19 protein-coding genes and 1 pseudogene are annotated in these 18228 nt (G+C 60.5%); 10 read left to right on the top strand and 10 right to left on the bottom strand.

Annotation, left to right across the window (positions count from 1 at the left end):
* The first annotated feature begins 1 nt into the window (after position 1).
* The 4 genes from UIA24_RS06535 (at position 2) to UIA24_RS06520 (ending at position 5352) form a co-directional block, all read left to right on the top strand.
* Positions 2 to 1384, top strand: a complete 1383-nt coding sequence (locus UIA24_RS06535) for a glutamine synthetase family protein (protein WP_065758145.1) — start codon at positions 2 to 4, stop codon at positions 1382 to 1384.
* A gap of 18 nt (positions 1385 to 1402) precedes the next feature.
* Positions 1403 to 2896: an aldehyde dehydrogenase gene (locus tag UIA24_RS06530; protein ID WP_330522463.1), complete on the top strand. Its 1494-nt coding sequence runs from the start codon at positions 1403 to 1405 to the stop codon at positions 2894 to 2896.
* A gap of 14 nt (positions 2897 to 2910) precedes the next feature.
* On the top strand, positions 2911 to 3681 hold the full coding sequence (locus UIA24_RS06525; RefSeq protein WP_099776346.1) for a gamma-glutamyl-gamma-aminobutyrate hydrolase family protein: 771 nt from the start codon (positions 2911 to 2913) through the stop codon (positions 3679 to 3681).
* Between the two features lie 114 nt (positions 3682 to 3795).
* Complete coding sequence (locus tag UIA24_RS06520; protein WP_065758148.1) at positions 3796 to 5352, top strand: APC family permease; 1557 nt, start codon at positions 3796 to 3798, stop codon at positions 5350 to 5352.
* 11 nt (positions 5353 to 5363) lie between these two features.
* On the opposite strand, the gene gmk is transcribed toward UIA24_RS06520, so the two are convergent.
* On the bottom strand, positions 5364 to 5984 hold the full coding sequence (gene gmk, locus UIA24_RS06515) for a guanylate kinase (protein WP_099776343.1): 621 nt from the start codon (positions 5982 to 5984) through the stop codon (positions 5364 to 5366).
* A gap of 13 nt (positions 5985 to 5997) precedes the next feature.
* A complete protein-coding gene (locus tag UIA24_RS06510) occupies positions 5998 to 6861 on the bottom strand; it encodes a YicC/YloC family endoribonuclease (protein ID WP_099776341.1) in 864 nt (287 codons plus the stop codon).
* A gap of 261 nt (positions 6862 to 7122) precedes the next feature.
* Between UIA24_RS06510 and rph the strand changes: the two genes are divergently transcribed.
* The gene (gene rph, locus UIA24_RS06505; RefSeq protein ID WP_065758151.1) at positions 7123 to 7845 is read left to right on the top strand and encodes a ribonuclease PH; all 723 of its coding nucleotides are present in this window, start codon (positions 7123 to 7125) and stop codon (positions 7843 to 7845) included.
* A gap of 14 nt (positions 7846 to 7859) precedes the next feature.
* A complete protein-coding gene (locus UIA24_RS06500) occupies positions 7860 to 8228 on the top strand; it encodes a DUF4870 domain-containing protein (protein WP_330522462.1) in 369 nt (122 codons plus the stop codon).
* A gap of 185 nt (positions 8229 to 8413) precedes the next feature.
* Here the strand turns inward: UIA24_RS06500 and UIA24_RS06495 are convergent, their stop codons facing one another.
* The gene (locus UIA24_RS06495) at positions 8414 to 9193 is read right to left on the bottom strand and encodes an exodeoxyribonuclease III (protein WP_065758153.1); all 780 of its coding nucleotides are present in this window, start codon (positions 9191 to 9193) and stop codon (positions 8414 to 8416) included.
* A gap of 80 nt (positions 9194 to 9273) precedes the next feature.
* On the opposite strand from UIA24_RS06495, the gene pyrE reads away from it, so the two are divergent.
* Entirely contained in the window at positions 9274 to 9915 is a 642-nt protein-coding gene (gene pyrE, locus UIA24_RS06490) for an orotate phosphoribosyltransferase (protein WP_065758154.1), read from the top strand.
* A 64-nt stretch (positions 9916 to 9979) separates the two neighbouring features.
* On the opposite strand, the gene UIA24_RS06485 is transcribed toward pyrE, so the two are convergent.
* The 5 genes and pseudogenes from UIA24_RS06485 to coaBC form a co-directional block, all read right to left on the bottom strand.
* Positions 9980 to 10183, bottom strand: a complete 204-nt coding sequence (locus UIA24_RS06485; protein ID WP_330522461.1) for a hypothetical protein — start codon at positions 10181 to 10183, stop codon at positions 9980 to 9982.
* Between the two features lie 162 nt (positions 10184 to 10345).
* Positions 10346 to 11251, bottom strand: a complete 906-nt coding sequence (gene argB / locus UIA24_RS06480; RefSeq protein ID WP_065758155.1) for an acetylglutamate kinase — start codon at positions 11249 to 11251, stop codon at positions 10346 to 10348.
* Between the two features lie 27 nt (positions 11252 to 11278).
* Positions 11279 to 12658 (bottom strand): annotated as a pseudogene (locus tag UIA24_RS06475) (phosphomannomutase/phosphoglucomutase); the annotation flags it as partial.
* Positions 12659 to 12800: 142 nt separating this feature from the next.
* Entirely contained in the window at positions 12801 to 13256 is a 456-nt protein-coding gene (dut, locus tag UIA24_RS06470; protein WP_065758157.1) for a dUTP diphosphatase, read from the bottom strand.
* A 6-nt stretch (positions 13257 to 13262) separates the two neighbouring features.
* Complete coding sequence (coaBC, locus tag UIA24_RS06465; protein WP_065758158.1) at positions 13263 to 14471, bottom strand: bifunctional phosphopantothenoylcysteine decarboxylase/phosphopantothenate--cysteine ligase CoaBC; 1209 nt, start codon at positions 14469 to 14471, stop codon at positions 13263 to 13265.
* 134 nt (positions 14472 to 14605) lie between these two features.
* Between coaBC and radC the strand changes: the two genes are divergently transcribed.
* Positions 14606 to 15280 carry a RadC family protein gene (gene radC, locus UIA24_RS06460; protein WP_102052715.1) on the top strand — a complete coding sequence of 225 codons (675 nt, stop codon included), beginning with the start codon at positions 14606 to 14608 and terminating at the stop codon, positions 15278 to 15280.
* Here the strand turns inward: radC and UIA24_RS06455 are convergent.
* Entirely contained in the window at positions 15277 to 16866 is a 1590-nt protein-coding gene (locus tag UIA24_RS06455) for an ABC transporter substrate-binding protein (RefSeq protein ID WP_065758160.1), read from the bottom strand. The two genes, radC and UIA24_RS06455, sit on opposite strands and share 4 nt — an antisense overlap.
* Before the next feature lie 362 nt (positions 16867 to 17228).
* Here UIA24_RS06455 and rpmB point away from each other — a divergent pair, with 362 nt between their 5' ends.
* Together rpmB and rpmG are read left to right on the top strand one after the other, a co-directional pair.
* A complete protein-coding gene (gene rpmB, locus UIA24_RS06450) occupies positions 17229 to 17465 on the top strand; it encodes a 50S ribosomal protein L28 (RefSeq protein ID WP_010225868.1) in 237 nt (78 codons plus the stop codon).
* A gap of 11 nt (positions 17466 to 17476) precedes the next feature.
* Positions 17477 to 17632 (top strand): 50S ribosomal protein L33, encoded by a 156-nt coding sequence (gene rpmG, locus UIA24_RS06445; protein WP_013793373.1) that lies wholly within the window; start codon positions 17477 to 17479, stop codon positions 17630 to 17632.
* 99 nt (positions 17633 to 17731) lie between these two features.
* Here rpmG and UIA24_RS06440 read toward each other — a convergent pair whose 3' ends face one another.
* Positions 17732 to 18094, bottom strand: a complete 363-nt coding sequence (locus UIA24_RS06440; protein ID WP_065759775.1) for a cupin domain-containing protein — start codon at positions 18092 to 18094, stop codon at positions 17732 to 17734.
* Positions 18095 to 18228 lie beyond the last annotated feature (134 nt).

The raw sequence follows: 18228 nt of genomic DNA, 5'->3' as shown, positions 1-18228 counted from the left end.
CATGACGTCGGTCTCCCCGTGCGCCAGCCCTTCCAGCGAGATGAGCGAGTTTCTCCAGGCTTATCCTGAAGTCCAGTTCGTGGACCTGCTCATTTCCGACATGAACGGTGTCGTGCGCGGAAAGCGAATCGAGCGTGCGAGCCTGCACAAGGTTTACGAAAAAGGTATCAATCTGCCAGCGTCGCTGTTTGCGCTGGATATCAACGGCTCGACCGTGGAAAGCACCGGCCTGGGCCTGGATATCGGTGATGCCGACCGTATTTGCTTTCCCATTCCCGGCACGCTGAGCTACGAGCCTTGGCAGAAGCGTCCTACCGCGCAGCTGCTGATGACCATGCACGAGCTGGATGGCACGCCTTTCTTCGCTGACCCGCGAGAAGTGCTGCGCAGCGTGGTGGAGAAGTTCGATGCGCTGGGCCTGACCATCTGCGCGGCCTTCGAGCTGGAGTTCTACCTGATCGATCAGGACAACGTGAATGGCCGCCCACAGCCGCCCCGTTCGCCGATCTCGGGTAAGCGTCCGCAGTCGACTCAGGTCTACCTGATCGATGATCTGGACGAGTACGTCGATTGCCTGCAGGACATGCTTGAAGCGGCCAAAGAGCAGGACATCCCGGCTGACGCCATTGTCAAGGAAAGCGCCCCGGCACAGTTCGAGGTCAACCTGCATCACGTTGAAGATGCGATCAAGGCCTGCGACTACGCGGTCCTGCTCAAGCGTCTGATCAAGAACATCGCCTACGACCATGAAATGGACTCCACTTTCATGGCCAAGCCGTACCCTGGCCAGGCGGGCAACGGTTTGCACGTGCATATCTCGCTGCTGGACAAGAAAACCGGCAAGAACATCTTCACCAGTGATGAGCCCGAGCAGAACGACGCGCTGCGCCACGCCATTGGTGGCGTGTTGGAAACCCTGCCGGCGTCGATGGCTTTTCTCTGCCCGAACGTCAACTCGTACCGGCGTTTCGGTGCCCAGTTCTATGTGCCGAATGCGCCAAGCTGGGGCCTGGACAACCGTACTGTAGCCCTGCGCGTGCCCACCGGCAGTGCTGATGCGGTGCGCATCGAGCACCGTGTTGCCGGTGCTGATGCCAACCCGTACTTGATGATGGCGGCAATCCTCTCCGGCATTCATCACGGCCTGACCAACAAGATCGAGCCGGGTGCGCCGGTGGAAGGCAACTCCTACGAGCAGTTGGAGCAGAGCTTGCCAAACAACTTGCGCGACGCACTGCGCGAGCTGGATGACAGCGAAGTGCTGAACAAGTACATCAGCCCGGACTACATCGATGTCTTTGTCGCCTGCAAGGAAAGTGAGCTGTCAGAGTTTGAAGTATCGATCTCGGATCTCGAATACAACTGGTATCTGCACACGGTGTAAGGCCTGGAGCACACGAACATGACCACCTTGTCCCGCGCGCAATGGGAATCCCTTTTCCAGAACCTGAGCATCGAAGGGCGTGCCTTTATCGATGGCCAGTACCAGGCTGCTGTCTCGGCTGAAACCTTCGAGAGCCTGAGCCCGGTCGATGGCCGTCACCTGGCCAATATCGCCAGTTGTGATGCCGCGGATGCCGAGCGTGCTGTCCTGGCGGCCCGCCGCAGTTTTGAAAGCGGCGCCTGGTCGGGCCTGGCACCGGGCCAGCGCAAGCGTGTGCTGATTGCTTTCGCTGACGCGCTGTTGGCCAACGCCGAGGAGCTGGCACTGCTGGAAACCCTGGATATGGGCAAGCCGATCAGTGACTCGCTCAGCATCGACGTGCCGGGCGCGGCGAATGCCATCCGCTGGAGCGCCGAGGCCATTGATAAGGTCTACGACGAAGTGGCGCCAACGCCGGTCGACCAGCTGGGTTTGGTTACCCGCGAAGCGGTGGGTGTGGTAGCGGCGATCGTGCCGTGGAACTTCCCCCTGATGATGGCCTGCTGGAAGCTCGGCCCGGCGCTGGCCACCGGTAACTCGGTGATCCTCAAGCCTTCGGAAAAGTCGCCACTGACCGCCATTCGCATCGCTCAACTGGCTATCGAAGCCGGTATCCCTGCGGGCGTGCTGAACGTGCTGCCAGGCTATGGCCACACCGTCGGCAAGGCCCTGGCCCTGCACATGGATGTGGACACCTTGGTGTTTACCGGTTCAACCAAGATCGCCAAGCAACTGATGATCTATGCCGGCGAATCGAACATGAAGCGTGTCTGGCTGGAGGCTGGTGGCAAGAGCCCGAATATCGTCTTTGCCGACGCTCCTGACCTGCAGGCAGCGGCTGACGCCGCCGCTTGCGCCATTGCCTTCAACCAGGGCGAAGTGTGTGTGGCGGGCTCGCGTCTGCTGGTCGAGCGCAGCATCAAGGATCGCTTCCTGCCGATGGTCATCGAGGCGCTCAAGGCTTGGAAGCCCGGCCATTCGCTGGACCCGACTACTCGGGTTGGCGCCCTGGTGGACGGCACCCAGCTGGATACCGTGCTGGGCTATGTCGAGGCCGGTGCCGCCGACGGTGCGACGCTGGTCGCCGGTGGCAAGCGCGTGCTGGAAGAAACCGGCGGCGTCTATGTGGAGCCGACGATCTTTGATGGTGTGGACAATGCCATGCGTATTGCCCGTGAAGAGATCTTCGGCCCGGTGCTGTCAGTGATTGCGTTCGATACCGCCGAGGAAGCCATCAGCATTGCCAACGACTCACCGTTCGGCCTGGCCGCAGCGGTCTGGAGCAGCGACCTGTCCAAGGCGCACCGCACGGCCAAGGCCCTGCGCGCTGGTAGTGTCTGGGTCAACCAGTACGACGGTGGTGACATGACGGCGCCGTTCGGCGGCTTCAAGCAGTCCGGTAACGGGCGTGACAAGTCACTGCATGCGTTCGACAAGTACACCGAACTCAAGGCGACCTGGATCAAGTTGTAAACGAGGGCTGACAGATGAAGCAGGTTACCCCACTGATTGGCGTCACTGCCTGCCGCCAGCAACTGGAAAAGAATTCCTCGCACACGGCGGGTGACAAGTATGTCGAGGCTGCAGGCTTCGCCGGGATTCCCCTGATATTGCCTGCGCGTGCCGAGCCTGTGGCTGCAGAGCTCGTGCTAGAGCGGTTGGATGGCATTCTTTTTACCGGTTCGCCTTCAAATGTGGAGCCGCATCATTACAATGGCAGCCCCAGCGCGGAGGGAACCCGACACGATGTGTACCGTGATCGCCTGACCCTGCCGTTGTTGCGTGCGGCGATTGCGGCGGGCGTGCCGGTATTTTGCATTTGCCGTGGTTTCCAGGAGCTGAATGTGAGCCTCGGTGGCAGCCTGCATCAACAGGTTCATGAGTTGCCTGGCTACCTGGACCACCGCGAGCCGAAAGACGTTGCGCTGGAGGTGCAATACGCACCGCAGCACTCAGTGAGCGTGCAGCCGGGTGGGCTTTTCGAGCGCTTGGGGCTACCCACGGTTTTCGAGGTCAACTCGTTGCATGGCCAGGGCATCGAGCGCCTGGCCAGTGGCCTGCGGGTCGAAGCCGTTGCGCCGGATGGATTGGTCGAGGCGGTCACGCTGGATAACGCGCCAGGGTTTGTTCTTGGCGTTCAGTGGCATCCGGAATGGCGTTTTACCGACAACCCTGTCTCGTTGCGCCTGTTTCAGGCGTTCCGCGAGGCTTGTATCGCCCATGCGGCGGGAAAGCGTGTTGAGGTGGCGGCCATTTGAGGCTGTCCGGCGCCCCCGGATGTCATGAATCAAGCAGTGAGCTTTCCATGAGTGAAAGCGGGTGCCTTGCAAGACGCCCATCTAGAACAATACCAATAGCGACGGCAAATACTCATGAGTGAATACACAGAAGCGAGTCGGCCCTCGGGCTCGGCAGAGTCGGCGCAGGCCAGCTCAGGCGCTTCCACCCATCGCAGCAAAGGGCTGGCCAAGGGCCGGCTCGGGCTGCTTGCCAGCATTGTGCTTGGCATCTCCACCATTGCGCCGGTTTATACCCTGACCGGCGCGCTCGGGCCTACCGTGCGCGAAGTTGGCGCACACCTGCCAGCGGTGTTCCTTGTCGGCTTCCTGCCCATGCTGCTGGTTGCGCTGGGCTACCGCGAGCTGAACGCTGCCGAGCCCGATAGCGGCACGTCATTCACCTGGTCTGCCCGTGCCTTTGGCCCGATGATTGGCTGGATCGGCGGTTGGGGCCTGGTCACCGCGACGACCATTGTGTTGTCCAACCTGGCGGGTGTGGCGGTGGACTTCTTCTACCTGTTCCTCGGCCAGCTCAGCGGCAGCCATGAGGTGTCTGCGTTGAGCGATAACCTGTTGGTCAACGTCACCACCTGTTGTGTCTTTATTGCCATGGCCGTGTGGATCTGCTGCCGTGGCATGGGTACTACCATGACGGTGCAGTATGGCCTGGTGGCCTTGCAACTGGTGGTGCTGATCGGTTTCTCCATGGCCGCGTTCGGTGGGTCGCCGACCATCCCGCCGCTGCAATTCGACTCAGACTGGTTCAACCCGTTTGGCGTCGAGTCGTTCTCCTCGTTTGCAGCCGGGCTGTCGCTGTCGATCTTCATTTTCTGGGGGTGGGACGTCTGCCTGACTGTGAGCGAAGAGTCGGTGGGCAGTGAAGAAGTGCCTGGCAAGGCTGCGACCTGGACCGTGTTGTTGATCCTTGGCCTGTACCTGGTGACCGGTATTGCTACCTTGCAGTTCGCCGGTATCGGTGACATTGGCCTGGGGCTGGGCAACCCGCGCATTCAAGAGAACGTCTTCGCACACCTGGCCGGCCCGGTCATGGGGCCGCTGGCTATCCTGATGTCCATTGCGGTACTGGCCAGTACCGCGGCGTCCCTGCAGTCGACCTTCGTCTCGCCAGCGCGCACGCTGCTGGCCATGGGGTACTACGGTGCCGTGCCTGAGCGATTTGCCAGCATCTGCCCGCGCTCACAGACGCCACGCTACGCGACCATCTGTGCAGGCGTTGCAGCCGGCCTGTTCTACGTCACCATGCGCACCCTGAGTGAAAACGTATTGGCCGACACCATCACCGCGCTGGGGATGATGATCTGCTTCTACTACTCGCTGACGGCGTTCGCGTGCGTGTGGTACTTCCGCGACAGCCTGTTCGACAGCCTGCGTCACTTCATGATGCGCGGCCTGTGCCCCTTCGTGGGCGGTGGGATTCTGTCGGTGATCTTCGTTCAGACCGCCATCGACAGCGCTTCCCCGTCGTTCGGCAGTGGCTCGCATGTCGCAGGCCTGGGCCTGGTGTTCGTGATCGCGATGATCATTCTTTTACTGGGTATCTTCCTGATGGTGCTGTCGCGCATGCGTGCACCAGCGTTCTTCCTGGGGATGACTCTGCATCGGCAGGCAACGCTGCCCTGCCGACGCTGAGACGGCGCCAATCAGGCGAGCAACTGTTTGAGTAGCTCGCTGTGGCGCTGTTGCTGGCTCTTCTGCTGCAGGCGGTTGGCCCTGAAGATCGCCTTGAGGTCTTCAAGGGCCACGGCGAAGTCGTCGTTGATGATGACGAAGTCGTACTCGTTGTAGTGGCTCATCTCGCTGACGGCTTCACGCATCCGACCCTCAATGATCTCATCGCTGTCCTGGCCACGGTTGGTCAGGCGCTGGCGCAGGGCCTGCTGGCTGGGCGGCAGGATGAAGATCGAGCGTGCCTGTGGCATCTGCTTGCGTACTTGTTCGGCGCCCTGCCAGTCGATTTCCAGAATCAGGTCGTGGCCTTCGTCCAGGGTTTGCTGCAGCGTGCTCTGCGACGTGCCGTAGAGGTTGCCGAAGACTTCGGCCTGTTCCAGAAAGTCGCCGTGTTCGGTCATGCGGATGAACTCGGCGCGATCGACGAAGTGGTAGTTCACCCCATTTTCTTCGCCCGGACGCATGGCGCGGGTGGTGTGCGAGACCGAAACGCGAATGCTCGGCTCGGCGTCGATGAGGGCTTTCACCAGGCTGGTCTTGCCGGCGCCGGAAGGGGCCGAGATGATGTAGAGGATGCCGCTGCTGTGGTTCATGGTCGGGGTGGCCTTACTCAATGTTCTGTACTTGTTCACGCATCTGCTCGATCAGGACCTTGAGGTTGACCGCTGCTTGGGTGCTACGTGGGTCGAAGGCTTTGGAGCCAAGGGTGTTCGCTTCGCGGTTCAGCTCCTGCATCAGGAAGTCGAGGCGCCGGCCTGCTGCACCACCGGACTTGAGCACACGGCGTACCTCGGTCATGTGGGTGCTCAGGCGGTCCAGCTCTTCGGCGACGTCGCTTTTCTGGGCCAGTAGCACCATTTCCTGTTCCAGGCGCTGTGGATCGAGTTCGGCTTTCATGTCCGTGAAGCGATCCAGGACCTTCTGGCGCTGAACGGCCAGCATCTGCGGTACCAGGGCACGCAGGGTCGTGACCTCGGTGGCCATGTTGTCCAGGCGTTCGTTGATCAGCCTGGCCAGCTCGGTGCCCTCGCGGTTGCGACCGTTGCGCAGCTCCTTCAGGGCCTCTTCAAACAGGCTCATGGCCTCGATATTCAACGCTTGCGGGTCTGTCGCGTCTGCCACCAGCACGCCTGGCCACGCCAGCACTTCCAGCGGGTTGAGCGCAGCAGGCTGCTTGATCAGGCTGGCGACGGTCTCGGCGGCGGCAACCAGTTGCGCGGCGCGCTCGCGATCAACCTGCAAGGGTTTGCCAGTGCTTTCTTCATTGAAGCGCAACGTGCATTCGACCTTGCCGCGTGACAGGCCCTGACGGAGGGCTTCACGTACCGTGCCTTCAAGGTCGCGGAAGGCATCAGGCAGACGTAAGTGGGGTTCCAGGTAGCGGTGGTTGACCGAGCGCAATTCCCAGATGAGGGTACCTTGGGCGCCAGCGCGTTCGGCGCGGGCAAAGGCGGTCATGCTATGCACCATGGGAAGTACCTCGCAGTAGGTTGAAGGGAAGCCGACAGGCTGCAAAGGCGCAGGATTGTAGCGCAGTGCGAGGTGTGCTCCCAATCCACTGATGTTACAAACACTCTCTGGATTGCCGGAAAAAACCGACCAACGTCTCTGGCTCAAGGCTGGCGCGTACCCTGCGGGTGCATAAACAGCTGTTTCTGCCCTGGGCATGTCCAGCGGAGCCTGGGCGCTCTATAATGCTGGGCAGATTCAAGTCCAGTACAGGTATCCCCTATGAAACGTCCAAGTGGTCGCGTTGCCGATCAGCTCCGCTCGATCCGCATCACCCGCAACTACACCAAGCACGCCGAAGGGTCGGTACTGGTCGAGTTCGGCGACACCAAAGTCGTCTGCACGGTCAGCGTCGAAAATGGTGTTCCCCGGTTCCTCAAAGGTCAGGGCCAAGGCTGGCTGACAGCAGAGTACGGCATGCTGCCGCGCTCCACTGGCGAGCGTAACCAGCGCGAAGCCAGCCGTGGCAAACAGGGTGGCCGCACCCTGGAAATCCAGCGTTTGATCGGCCGCTCGCTGCGTGCTGCGCTGGACATGAGCAAGCTCGGCGACATTACCCTCTACGTCGACTGCGACGTGATCCAGGCCGATGGCGGTACCCGCACGGCGTCGATCACCGGTGCCATGGTCGCGCTGGTCGATGCCCTGCGTGTCGTCAAGAAGCGTGGCGGCCTCAAGGGCGGAGACCCGCTCAAGCACATGATCGCTGCCGTTTCGGTGGGCATGTACCAAGGCGTTCCAGTGCTCGACCTGGACTACCTGGAAGACTCCGCTGCCGAGACTGACCTGAACGTGGTCATGACCAGCGCCGGTGGCTTCATCGAAGTGCAGGGCACCGCTGAAGGCGCGCCGTTCCAGCCCGAAGAGCTCAATGCCATGTTGGCATTGGCGCAAAAAGGCATGAGCGACCTCTTCGAGCTGCAGAGCGCTTCGCTGGCTGACTGAGTGAGGATGGCCTGATGGGCGAACAACCTCTGAATGCATCCACCCCGAGTGCCGATGTGCGCCAGTGGGCGATGTTCTGCCACCTCGCGGCGTTCTGCGGGTTGTTGTTCCCCTTCGGCAACTTGCTGGGGCCGTTGATCATCTGGCAATGGAAGCGTGAGCTGGACCCGTTCATCGATGCCCAAGGTAAGGAATCGCTGAACTTCCAGATTACCGTGACCATTGCCTACGTGATCTGCATCGCACTGTTCATCGTATTGATTGGCTTTGCGTTGCTCGGCCTGCTGGTAGTGGCCGCAGCCATCCTGATGATCATCGCTTCGGTCAAGGTCAATGAGGGGCAGGCGTATCGCTACCCCTTTACCTGGCGGGTGATTCAGTAGCGGCAGGGTTGTTGGCTTTTCCTGTGGGATGCAGGCTTGCCTGCGATGGCGTCGGCGGGGTGCCAATGAGTACGCGGCGCCTGCATCGTTGGAAAGCCAACTCCCACAGGGTGTCTTGCGCTATTTTTGGCACATAAAAACGAACCCCCGCTGAAAAGCGGGGGTTCGTTTTTGTGCGTGACCGTTTAAATGGTCAGCGTCCAGTCATAGTCCACGATCAGTGGCGCATGCTGGGAGAAGCGTGGCTGGCGTGGCAGGCGTGCGCTACGCACGAAGCGACGCAGGCCTGGTGTCAGCAACTGGTAGTCGAAGCGATAGCCCAGGTTGAGCATCTCGGCCTGTTCGTTGTCCGGCCACCAGCTGTACTGCTCGCCTTCGCGGCTGACTTCGCGCAGTGCATCGACATAGCCCATGTCGCCGACGATGGTGTCCATCCAGGCCCGTTCCGGGGCCAGGAAGCCCGGGGACTGCTGGCTGTCGCGCCAGTTCTTGATGTCGAGCTTCTGCTGCGCGACATACAGCGAGCCGCAGTAGATGTATTCACGACGCTTGCGACGTTGCTTGTCCAGGTACTTGGCGAAGTCGTCCATCAACTTGAACTTCTGGTTCAAGTCTTCGTCGCCGTTCTGCCCGGAAGGCAGCAGCAAGGTGGCAATACTGACTTTGTCGAAGTCTGCCTGCAGGTAACGTCCGTAGCGGTCGGCTGTCTCGAAGCCCAGGCCGCTGATGACTGCCTTGGGCTGCAAGCGCGAGTAAAGTGCCACACCGCCTTGGGCGGGGACTTCTGCGTCGCAGGCATAAAGGAAGTAGCCATCGAGCTGGAAAGCTGGGTCGTCGAGTTCAAAGGCCGAGGCGCGGGTATCCTGAAGGCAGATGACGTCGGCATTCTGGGCTTGCAGCCAACTGAGCAAACCACGCTCGACTGCAGCCTGAATGCCATTTACGTTCACACTGATGATCCGCATAAATGGCCCCAAAAATCTCGTGCGTGTATGATACCCGAGCTGTACTCAATTAGCTAAATCCGTGGCATCCGGGACTCTACATGCAGCCGTATCAGCGCGACTTTATTCGTTTTGCCATCGATCGTGGGGTTCTGCGCTTCGGTGAGTTCACCCTCAAGTCGGGGCGTACCAGCCCGTATTTCTTCAATGCCGGCCTGTTCAACAGCGGCGCGGCCCTGGCTCAGCTCGGGCGTTTCTATGCGGCGGCGATTGTCGACAGCAAGATTCCGTTCGACGTGCTGTTCGGCCCGGCCTACAAAGGCATCCCGCTGGCTGCAGCGACCGCTGTAGCGCTGGCTGAGCATCACCAGCTCGACGTGCCGTGGTGCTTCAACCGCAAGGAAGCCAAGAGCCATGGCGAAGGCGGCAGCCTGGTCGGCGCGCCACTGACCGGCGACGTCTTGATCATTGACGACGTGATCACTGCCGGCACGGCGATCCGCGAGGTCATGCAGATCATCCAGGGGCAGCAGGCCAAGGCCGCTGGCGTGCTGATCGCACTGAACCGTCAGGAGCGCGGCAACGGCGAGTTGTCGGCGATCCAGGAAGTGGAGCGTGACTTTGGTATCCCGGTGGTCAGCATTGTGTCGCTGACCCAGGTACTGGAGTTCCTCGCTGACGATCCAGCGCTCAAGCAGCATCTGCCTGCGGTCGAGGCGTACCGGGCCCAGTACGGTATCTGAAGCCCATGCGCAACAAAAAGGCCCTGCATTGCAGGGCCTTTTTGCTTCTCTGAGTCGTGTGCCATCAGTTCGGATAGGGATCGTCCACCGCATCGCCTTGGCCGCTGAGTATTTTCCAGCCCTTTTTCGTGTGGGTCTCTGCTGTGTAGTTGGGGCAGGGGGGGAGCGACTTCTTGCTTTGGTTCGAGTAGTGATGGTCGCAGTCGACGCACGCGTAGGTACCTGCCGAGACGTCACTGCCGTAGGGCACGTAATCCTTGTCTGTCATGGATGAACCTCCTTTGTGAAGAGGCATCAGCGTAGCGCGGAAGAAGGTCTGGGTGGCGTAGGAGATTTCCCGCTTGCTTGAGGGAAGTTTCCGGAGTGGTGCGCAAGGAGACGCGGAGGGATCGAGGCCCCACCCCGAGTTGCTCGGGGTGGGCTGAGATTGTTACTCAGGCTTCTGATTGGTAATCAGGGTGCCGACGCCGCTGTCGGTGAAGATTTCCAGCAGGACCGCATTCGGTACCCGACCGTCGATGATGTGCGAGCTGTTGACGCCACCCTGGACGGCTTCCAGCGCGCAGCGAATCTTCGGCAGCATGCCGCCGTAGATGGTGCCATCGGCGATCAGGTCGTTGACCTGCTCGGTGGTCAGACCGGTCAGCACGTGACCTTGCTTGTCCATCAGGCCTGCGATGTTGGTCAGCAGGATCAACTTCTCGGCCTTCAGGGCTTCGGCGACCTTGCCAGCGACCAGGTCGGCGTTGATGTTGTAGGACTCGCCGTTGGCACCAACACCAATCGGTGCGATCACCGGGATGAAGTCGCCCTTGACCAGCATGTTCAGCAGGTCGGTATTTACCCCAACCACTTCGCCTACATGGCCGATGTCGATGATTTCAGGCGAGGTCATTTCCGGGGTCTGGCGGGTGACCTTGAGCTTCTTTGCACGAATCAGCTCAGCGTCCTTACCGGTCAGGCCGATGGCGCTGCCGCCATGACGGTTGATCAGGTTGACGATGTCCTTGTTGACCTGGCCACCGAGAACCATCTCGACCACGTCCATGGTTTGTGCGTCAGTGACGCGCATGCCATCGATAAAGTGGCTTTCGATCGACAGGCGCTTGAGCAGATCGCCGATCTGCGGGCCGCCGCCATGTACGACCACAGGGTTGATACCCACGGCTTTCATCAGGACCACGTCACGGGCGAAACCGGTTTTGAGCTCTTCGCTCTCCATCGCGTTGCCGCCGTACTTGATCACCAGGGTCTTGCCGACAAAGCGGCGGATATAAGGCAGCGCTTCGGACAATACCTGGGCGACATGGGTGGCGGCATCACGATCGAGGGTCATGCAAAGCTCCAGTGGAACAGTAGTCGGTCAGAACGGTAGTTGCAGGTTGGGTTCAACACGCTTCAGTTGCGCGTGGAAAACATCCTTGATGCGTTGCAGTTCGGCGTCGGTTTCGGCTTCAAAACGCAGCACCAGTACCGGGGTGGTATTGGAGGCACGCACCAGGCCCCAGCCGTTGGGGTAGTCGACTCGAACACCATCAATGGTGGTCAGGCTGGCTTCGCCCCAATCCGCATCACGCTGCAGTGCATCAATGATGCTGAATTTACCTTCGTCGGTCACTTCAATGTTGATTTCCGGCGTGGAAATATCATTTGGGAAGGCGGCGAACAGGGTTTCGGCGTCGACCGACTCCTTGCTGAGGATTTCCAGCAGCCGCGCGGCGCTGTAAATACCGTCGTCGAAGCCGAACCAACGCTCCTTGATGAAGATGTGTCCGCTCATCTCGCCGGCCAGCAGGGCGCCGCTCTGCTTCATTTTCTTCTTGATCAGCGAATGACCGGTTTTCCACATCAGTGGACGACCACCGTACTGCTCGATCAATGGGCTCAGGCGGCGGGTGCATTTGACGTCGAAGATGATTTCGGCGCCCGGGTTGCGGGCCAGTACGTCCTTGGCAAACAGCATCAGCAAGCGGTCCGGGTAGACGATGTTGCCGGTGTTGGTCACGACACCGACGCGGTCGCCGTCGCCGTCAAAGGCCAGGCCCAGGTCCGCGCCGGTCTCTTTCACCTTGGCGATCAGGTCGACCAGGTTTTCGGGCTTGCCTGGGTCTGGATGGTGGTTCGGGAAGTTGCCGTCCACTTCGCAGAACAGCGGAATCATCTCGCAGCCCAAGGCTTCGATCAGTTGTGGGGCAATGACACCGGCTGCGCCGTTGCCGCAGTCCACAACGACCTTGAGCTTTTTCGCCAGCTTGATGTCGCCAGTGATCTGCTGGAAGTAGCGATCAAGGATCTCGACGCGCTCGACATGGCCTTGGCCATGGCTCAGGTCGTTGGTCTTCAAGCGGGTCAGCAGCGCCTGGATCTGCTCGTTGGCCAGGGTGTCACCGGCGATGACGATCTTGAAACCGTTGTAGTTCGGCGGGTTGTGGCTGCCGGTCAGCATGACGCCGGATTTGCCGGCGAGAACGTTGGCGGCGTAGTACAGGGCAGGCGTAGGCACCAGGCCCACGTCGCTGACCTGGCAACCGGCCTCGGCCAGACCTTTGATCAACTGCTCGACCAGCATCGGCCCGGACAGGCGGCCGTCACGGCCCACTGAAACTTGCGGCTCGCCTTGAGCCAGGCTCTGGGCACCAATGGCCCGGCCAATCCAATAGGCAGTCTCGGCGGTCAGGGTGTCGCCAACCACGCCACGAATGTCATAGGCGCGAAAGATGCTTTCAGGGAGTGTGGGTACCAGTTGTGTCATGTCATTCATCACTGGGGAGCTCCAATCTCAAGGGCGTGCGGTGCAGGCTCAAATTGAGCGCTTTGACAGTGTTTCTGCCAGAGCGTTCGCCAATCCGTTGGGTTGCGTTGGGCAGCCGAGGCTGCCCGGTGGGTCAGTGGCTGCCGGAGTGGCCGAAGCCACCCGCGCCGCGTTGGCTTTCATCGAACGTTTCGACGATGTCGAAATGGGCTTGTACCACCGGCACCAGCACCAGTTGGGCGATTCGCTCGCCAACAGCGATGGTGAATGCAGTCTGGCCGCGGTTCCAGCAGGACACCATCAGTTCGCCTTGGTAGTCGGAGTCGATCAGGCCGACCAGATTGCCCAGCACGATGCCGTGCTTATGACCAAGGCCCGAGCGTGGCAGGATCAGGGCTGCCAGGCCGGGGTCACCGATGTACACCGACAGGCCAGTCGGGATCAGCAGGGTCTGGCCTGGCTCCAGGACGGTGTCTTCCTTGAGCATGGCACGCAGGTCAAGGCCGGCGGAGCCTGGGGTGGCGTACTGTGGCAGCGGGAATTCGTTGCCGATGCGAGGGTCGAGAATCTTGGCTTGTAGAGCGTGCATGCGCGATTAAACCTGGTTAAGACGTTCAGCAATAAAGGCGATCAGCTGACGGGCGATCTTGCCTTTGCTGGTCTGGGCGAAAAGGGTTTCTTGCAGTTGCCGGTCGATCACGCTGCAGGCGTTCTCTTCGCTGTTGAAGCCAATGCTGGGGTTGGCGACATCGTTGGCGACGATCAGGTCAAGGTTCTTGTCCTTGAGCTTGCGTGCGGCGTAGTCGAGCAGGTGTTCGGTCTCGGCGGCAAAGCCGACACTGAACGGACGGTCCGGACGGGTGGCGATGGTGGCAAGGATATCGGGGTTGCGCACCATCTGCAGCAGCAGGCCGTCACCGGTGGTCGGGTCTTTCTTTAGCTTTTGTGGGGCTACGACCTCTGGCCGGTAGTCCGCAACTGCTGCCGAGGCAATAAACAGGTCGCAGGGAATGGCGGCCTCACACGCGGCGAGCATGTCGCGGGCGCTGACCACATCGATGCGGGTCACCCGGTCAGGGGTTGGCAGGTGTACAGGGCCGGTAACCAGCGTGACCTTGGCACCCGCTTCGACCGCTGCTTCGGCCAGGGCAAAGCCCATTTTGCCGGAGCTGTGGTTGGTGATGTAGCGCACCGGGTCGATGTTTTCCTGGGTCGGGCCGGCCGTAATCAGTACATGCTTGCCGGTCAGCGACTCGCGCTTGAAGCATTCGGCGGCATGCCACGCCAGGTCGTTGGCTTCAAGCATGCGGCCCAGGCCTATATCACCACAGGCCTGGCTACCGGACGCCGGGCCGAATACCTGGATCTGGCGGCTTTGCAGCAGTTCAAGGTTGGCCTGGGTGGCCGGGTCGCGCCACATGGCCTGGTTCATGGCCGGGGCGACGGCAACCGTCGCGTCAGTGGCCAGCACCAGTGTGGTCAGCAGGTCATTGGCGACGCCTTGGGCCAGGCGTGCGATCAGGTCAGCGGTGGCCGGTGCGATCAGCACCAGGTCGGCCCACTTTGCCAGCTCGATATGGCCCATGGCGGCTTCGGCGGCCGGGTCGAGCAGGTCCAGATGAACCGGGTGCCCGGACAGGGCCTGCATCGTCAGGGGGGTAATGAATTCAGCACCGCCACGGGTCATGACGACACGGACTTGCGCGCCGTGCTCAAGAAGTCGGCGAACCAGTTCGGCACTCTTGTAGGCGGCGATGCCGCCGCCGACGCCGAGAACAATGCGTTTCCGATACAGCCGCTGCATAGGCTTGCCTTGTCAAATCAGGGTTTGCACGTGCCGATCAGGCTTGTAGGAAGCCAAATCGGCGAAGAAAAAGAGGGGCTAAGATAGCACAGCACTCAAGCCAGACAGCAGTACCCAGTGGGCAGGGAGGTAGCATGAGCATCAAGGATTGGCCGGTCGCGGAGCGGCCTCGGGAGAAGTTACTGGCGCGAGGGGCCACCAGCCTCTCGGACGCCGAATTGCTGGCTATTTTTCTACGAACCGGGGTTCGCGGGCGCAGTGCCGTCGACCTGGCGCGTTACCTGTTACAGCAGTTCGGCAGCTTGCGAGCGCTGTTGGAAGCAGACCTCAGGCGGTTCAGCACCGAGCCAGGGCTGGGGCCTGCCAAGTTTACCCAGTTGCAGGCGGTCATGGAGATGGCCCGGCGCCATCTGGCCGAGCGTTTGCGCCGGGACTCGGTCCTGGAGAGCCCGCAGGCCGTCAAGGACTACCTCAAGGCCGAGTTGCGTCACGAGCCGCATGAGGTGTTTGGCTGCCTGTTCCTGGACAGCAAGCACCGGGTGCTTGCGTTTGAAGTGCTGTTTCGCGGGTCTATCGACAGCGCCAGTGTCTACCCACGGCAAGTGATCAAACGCTCGCTTGCACACAATGCGGCTGCCTTGATCCTGTGCCATAACCACCCGTCGGGGGTTTCGGAGCCCAGCCAGTCCGACGTGATCCTCACCCGGCGGCTCAAGACGGCGCTTGAGCTGGTGGATGTCCGGGTGCTGGATCACTTCATCATCGGCGATGGCGAACCCTTGTCGATGGTCGAGTACGGCTGGTTTTAGCGGGCCACATTCACCTTCGAGAAGTCCTGCCGGCCAAACGGGCTTACCTGATAGCCCTCCACACCCTTGCGGGTGAGGGCTGCAGCAGTTGGGTGCGCCAGTGGCAGCCACAATGCCTGTTGCTGGATCAGCGTCTGTGCCTGCTCGTACAGGCGGCTGCGTACGCTCTGGTCGTTGGTGGTCTTGCCGGCGCTGATCAACTGATCCAGGCGCGGATCGCAATAACGGGCAAAGTTGGTTCCGGACTTCACGGCGGCACAGGAAAACTGTGGGCTGAGGAAGTTGTCGGGGTCGCCATTGTCGCCAGCCCAGCCCATGAACAGCAGGTCATGCTCGCCCGCCTTGGCCCGGCGGATCAGCTCGCCCCATTCGATAACGCGAATCTCGGCCTGAATGCCGATCTTGCCGAGGTCGGCCTGCAACAACTGTGCGCCCAGGCTTGGGTTAGGGTTGAGCAGACTGCCCGAAGGGCGCGTCCAGATCGTGGTGCTGAAGCCCTTCGCCAGGCCAACCTTGGCCAGCAAGCCGCGGGCTTTGTCCACGTTGGTGGGGTAGCCGGGCAGGTCCTTGGCGTAACTCCAGGTGTTGGGCGGGTAAGGGCCGTTAGCGGCGACGGCGGTGTCTTCAAAAACCGCCTTCAGGTAGCTGGCTTTATCGAATGCCAGGTTGATGGCCTGGCGGACTTCCACTTTATCCAGTGGCGGATGCTGGCTGTTGATGGCGACAAAGGCGGTCATGAAGGCATCGGTCTTCTCGGCCTTCAGGTTGTCATCCTTGGCGGCTTCGGCGATGTCCAGTGGCTTGGGTGACAAGGCGATCTGGCATTCGTTGCGCCGCAACTTCTGCAGGCGCACGTTGGCATCGGGGGTGATCGTGAAAATCAACGGGTCGACCGCCGGTTTGCCGGCAAAGTAGTCCGGGTTGGCCCGATAACGGATGTTGGCGTCCTTCTGGAAGCGACCAAAGACAAACGGCCCGCTGCCGATGGGCTGGCTGTTGAGCTTCTCCGGGGTGCCGGCCTTGAACAGTTGGTCGGCGTATTCGGCCGAGTAGATCGAGGCGAAGCCCATGCTCAACGTGGCCAGGAAGGTGGCGTCCGGGTGGTCGAGGGTGAAGCGCACGGTGAGCGGGTCTGGCGCTTCGATCTGCTTGATCAGCTCAGGCAGTTGCAGCGATTGCGCATGGGGGAAGCCGCTTTGTGCAATCTTGTGCCAGGGATGAGCGGGGTAGAGCATGCGCTGGAAGCTGAACAGCACGTCGTCGGCATTCAGTGTGCGACTGGGCTTGAAGTAGGCGGTGCTGTGGAACTTCACTTCGGGACGCAGTTTGAACTCGTAGGTCAGGCCATCACTGGAAACTGTCCAGCGCTCCGCCAGGCTCGGCACCACCTGGCCTTGGGTCGCGTCGAATTCGACCAGCCGGTTCATCAGCACATCGGCTGACGCGTTGGTGGTGGTCAGTGAGTTGTACTGAACCACGTCGAAGCCTTCAGGGCTGGCTTCGGTGCAAACGCTCAGTGCCGCCGCCTGGGCCAGTGCAGGCGCAAATACAGCGGCGAACAGTAACGGTAGAGCGGCAGGACGCATGGGGACTCCTTGGCTGATCGATGGCCCATCTGCCGATGCAGTCTGGAAGTGTCCTACCCTAGTGCGCGCCGGACTAAATGGCTATATCCTTTTTGGCTTATCTTGCGACGAGTGGTCGAGGGTGCTCCAAGCCCACGGCTGTGCTGTTCGCGTATGATTCGTTGCACGGCAATTCGTATCTGCTGTTGTTGTACTCTGGTCTTTCTGGTATAAAGCAGCGCTCTTTTCTAGGGGCCCGGTTTGTCGCGTCTGTGCGTATAACCGATAAGACCCTGAAGAAACACGGCGCCTGGCGCCATAGACTGAGAGATTAAGCGGCCAACCCATGCCGGGTTGGGCATGTGGTTTTAGAGGGCTGAGGCATGTCGAGAGTCTGTCAAGTTACCGGTAAGGGTCCGGTAACCGGGAACAACATTTCCCACGCAAACAACAAAACCCGTCGTCGTTTCCTGCCGAACCTGCAGCATCATCGCTTCTGGGTCGAGTCTGAGAAGCGTTTCGTGCGTCTGCGCGTATCCGCCAAAGGCATGCGTATCATCGACAAGCGCGGCATCGATGCCGTTCTGGTTGACATCCGCCGCAACGGCGCCAAGGTCTAAGGGAGAGAATCATGCGTGAATTGATCCGTCTGGTGTCGAGCGCTGGTACTGGCCACTTCTACACCACTGACAAAAACAAGCGCACCACCCCCGACAAGATCGAAATCAAGAAGTACGATCCTGTGGTTCGCAAGCACGTTGCTTACAAAGAAGCCAAAATCAAGTAATTGATTGGTTTCTCGCCGGTGTCCTTTCAGGGTGCTGGCACACAAAAAACCCGGCCTTCGTGCCGGGTTTTTTGTTGCTGTCATACCTGAACGTTGGGCTTAGGCCTTCTGTTCAAACATCACATAGATTTTACGGCACGGCTCCAGCACCTCCCAGGTGCCTGTGAAACCGGCGGGGATGACAAAACGGTCGCCTGCCCGCAGGGTTTTTGCCTGCCCTTCGCTGTCACGCAGTACCGAGACGCCCTGAAGGATCTCGCAGTACTCGTGTTCGGTGTAGTTCACTGTCCATTGGCCGACAGCGCCTTCCCATACGCCGGCGGCAAATTGCCCGCAGGGGCTGGAATAGTGGTTGAAGACCGCCTGCTCAGGATCGCCCTTGAGGATTTTCTCTGCTGCAGGGCGGTAACGTTCCGCTTCCGTCATGGCTTGGCTGAAATCGACGATCTGCTGAATCTTCATAGACGGGTCACCCTTATTGTGTTTAATAAACTGCACATCAGTAGGCTTTTTGCCTATTTGTGTCAAATATATTGATAATTTGGGTGCTGCTGGTTTAGGGTGTCTGATGCCGTCGAGCGTCGTATCGCTCCGGC

The organism is Pseudomonas sp. AL 58 (assembly GCF_036348395.1).
In the GTDB taxonomy this organism is placed as follows: Bacteria; Pseudomonadota; Gammaproteobacteria; order Pseudomonadales; family Pseudomonadaceae; genus Aquipseudomonas; species Aquipseudomonas defluvii.
This window is presented reverse-complemented; position numbering and strand designations above follow the sequence as displayed.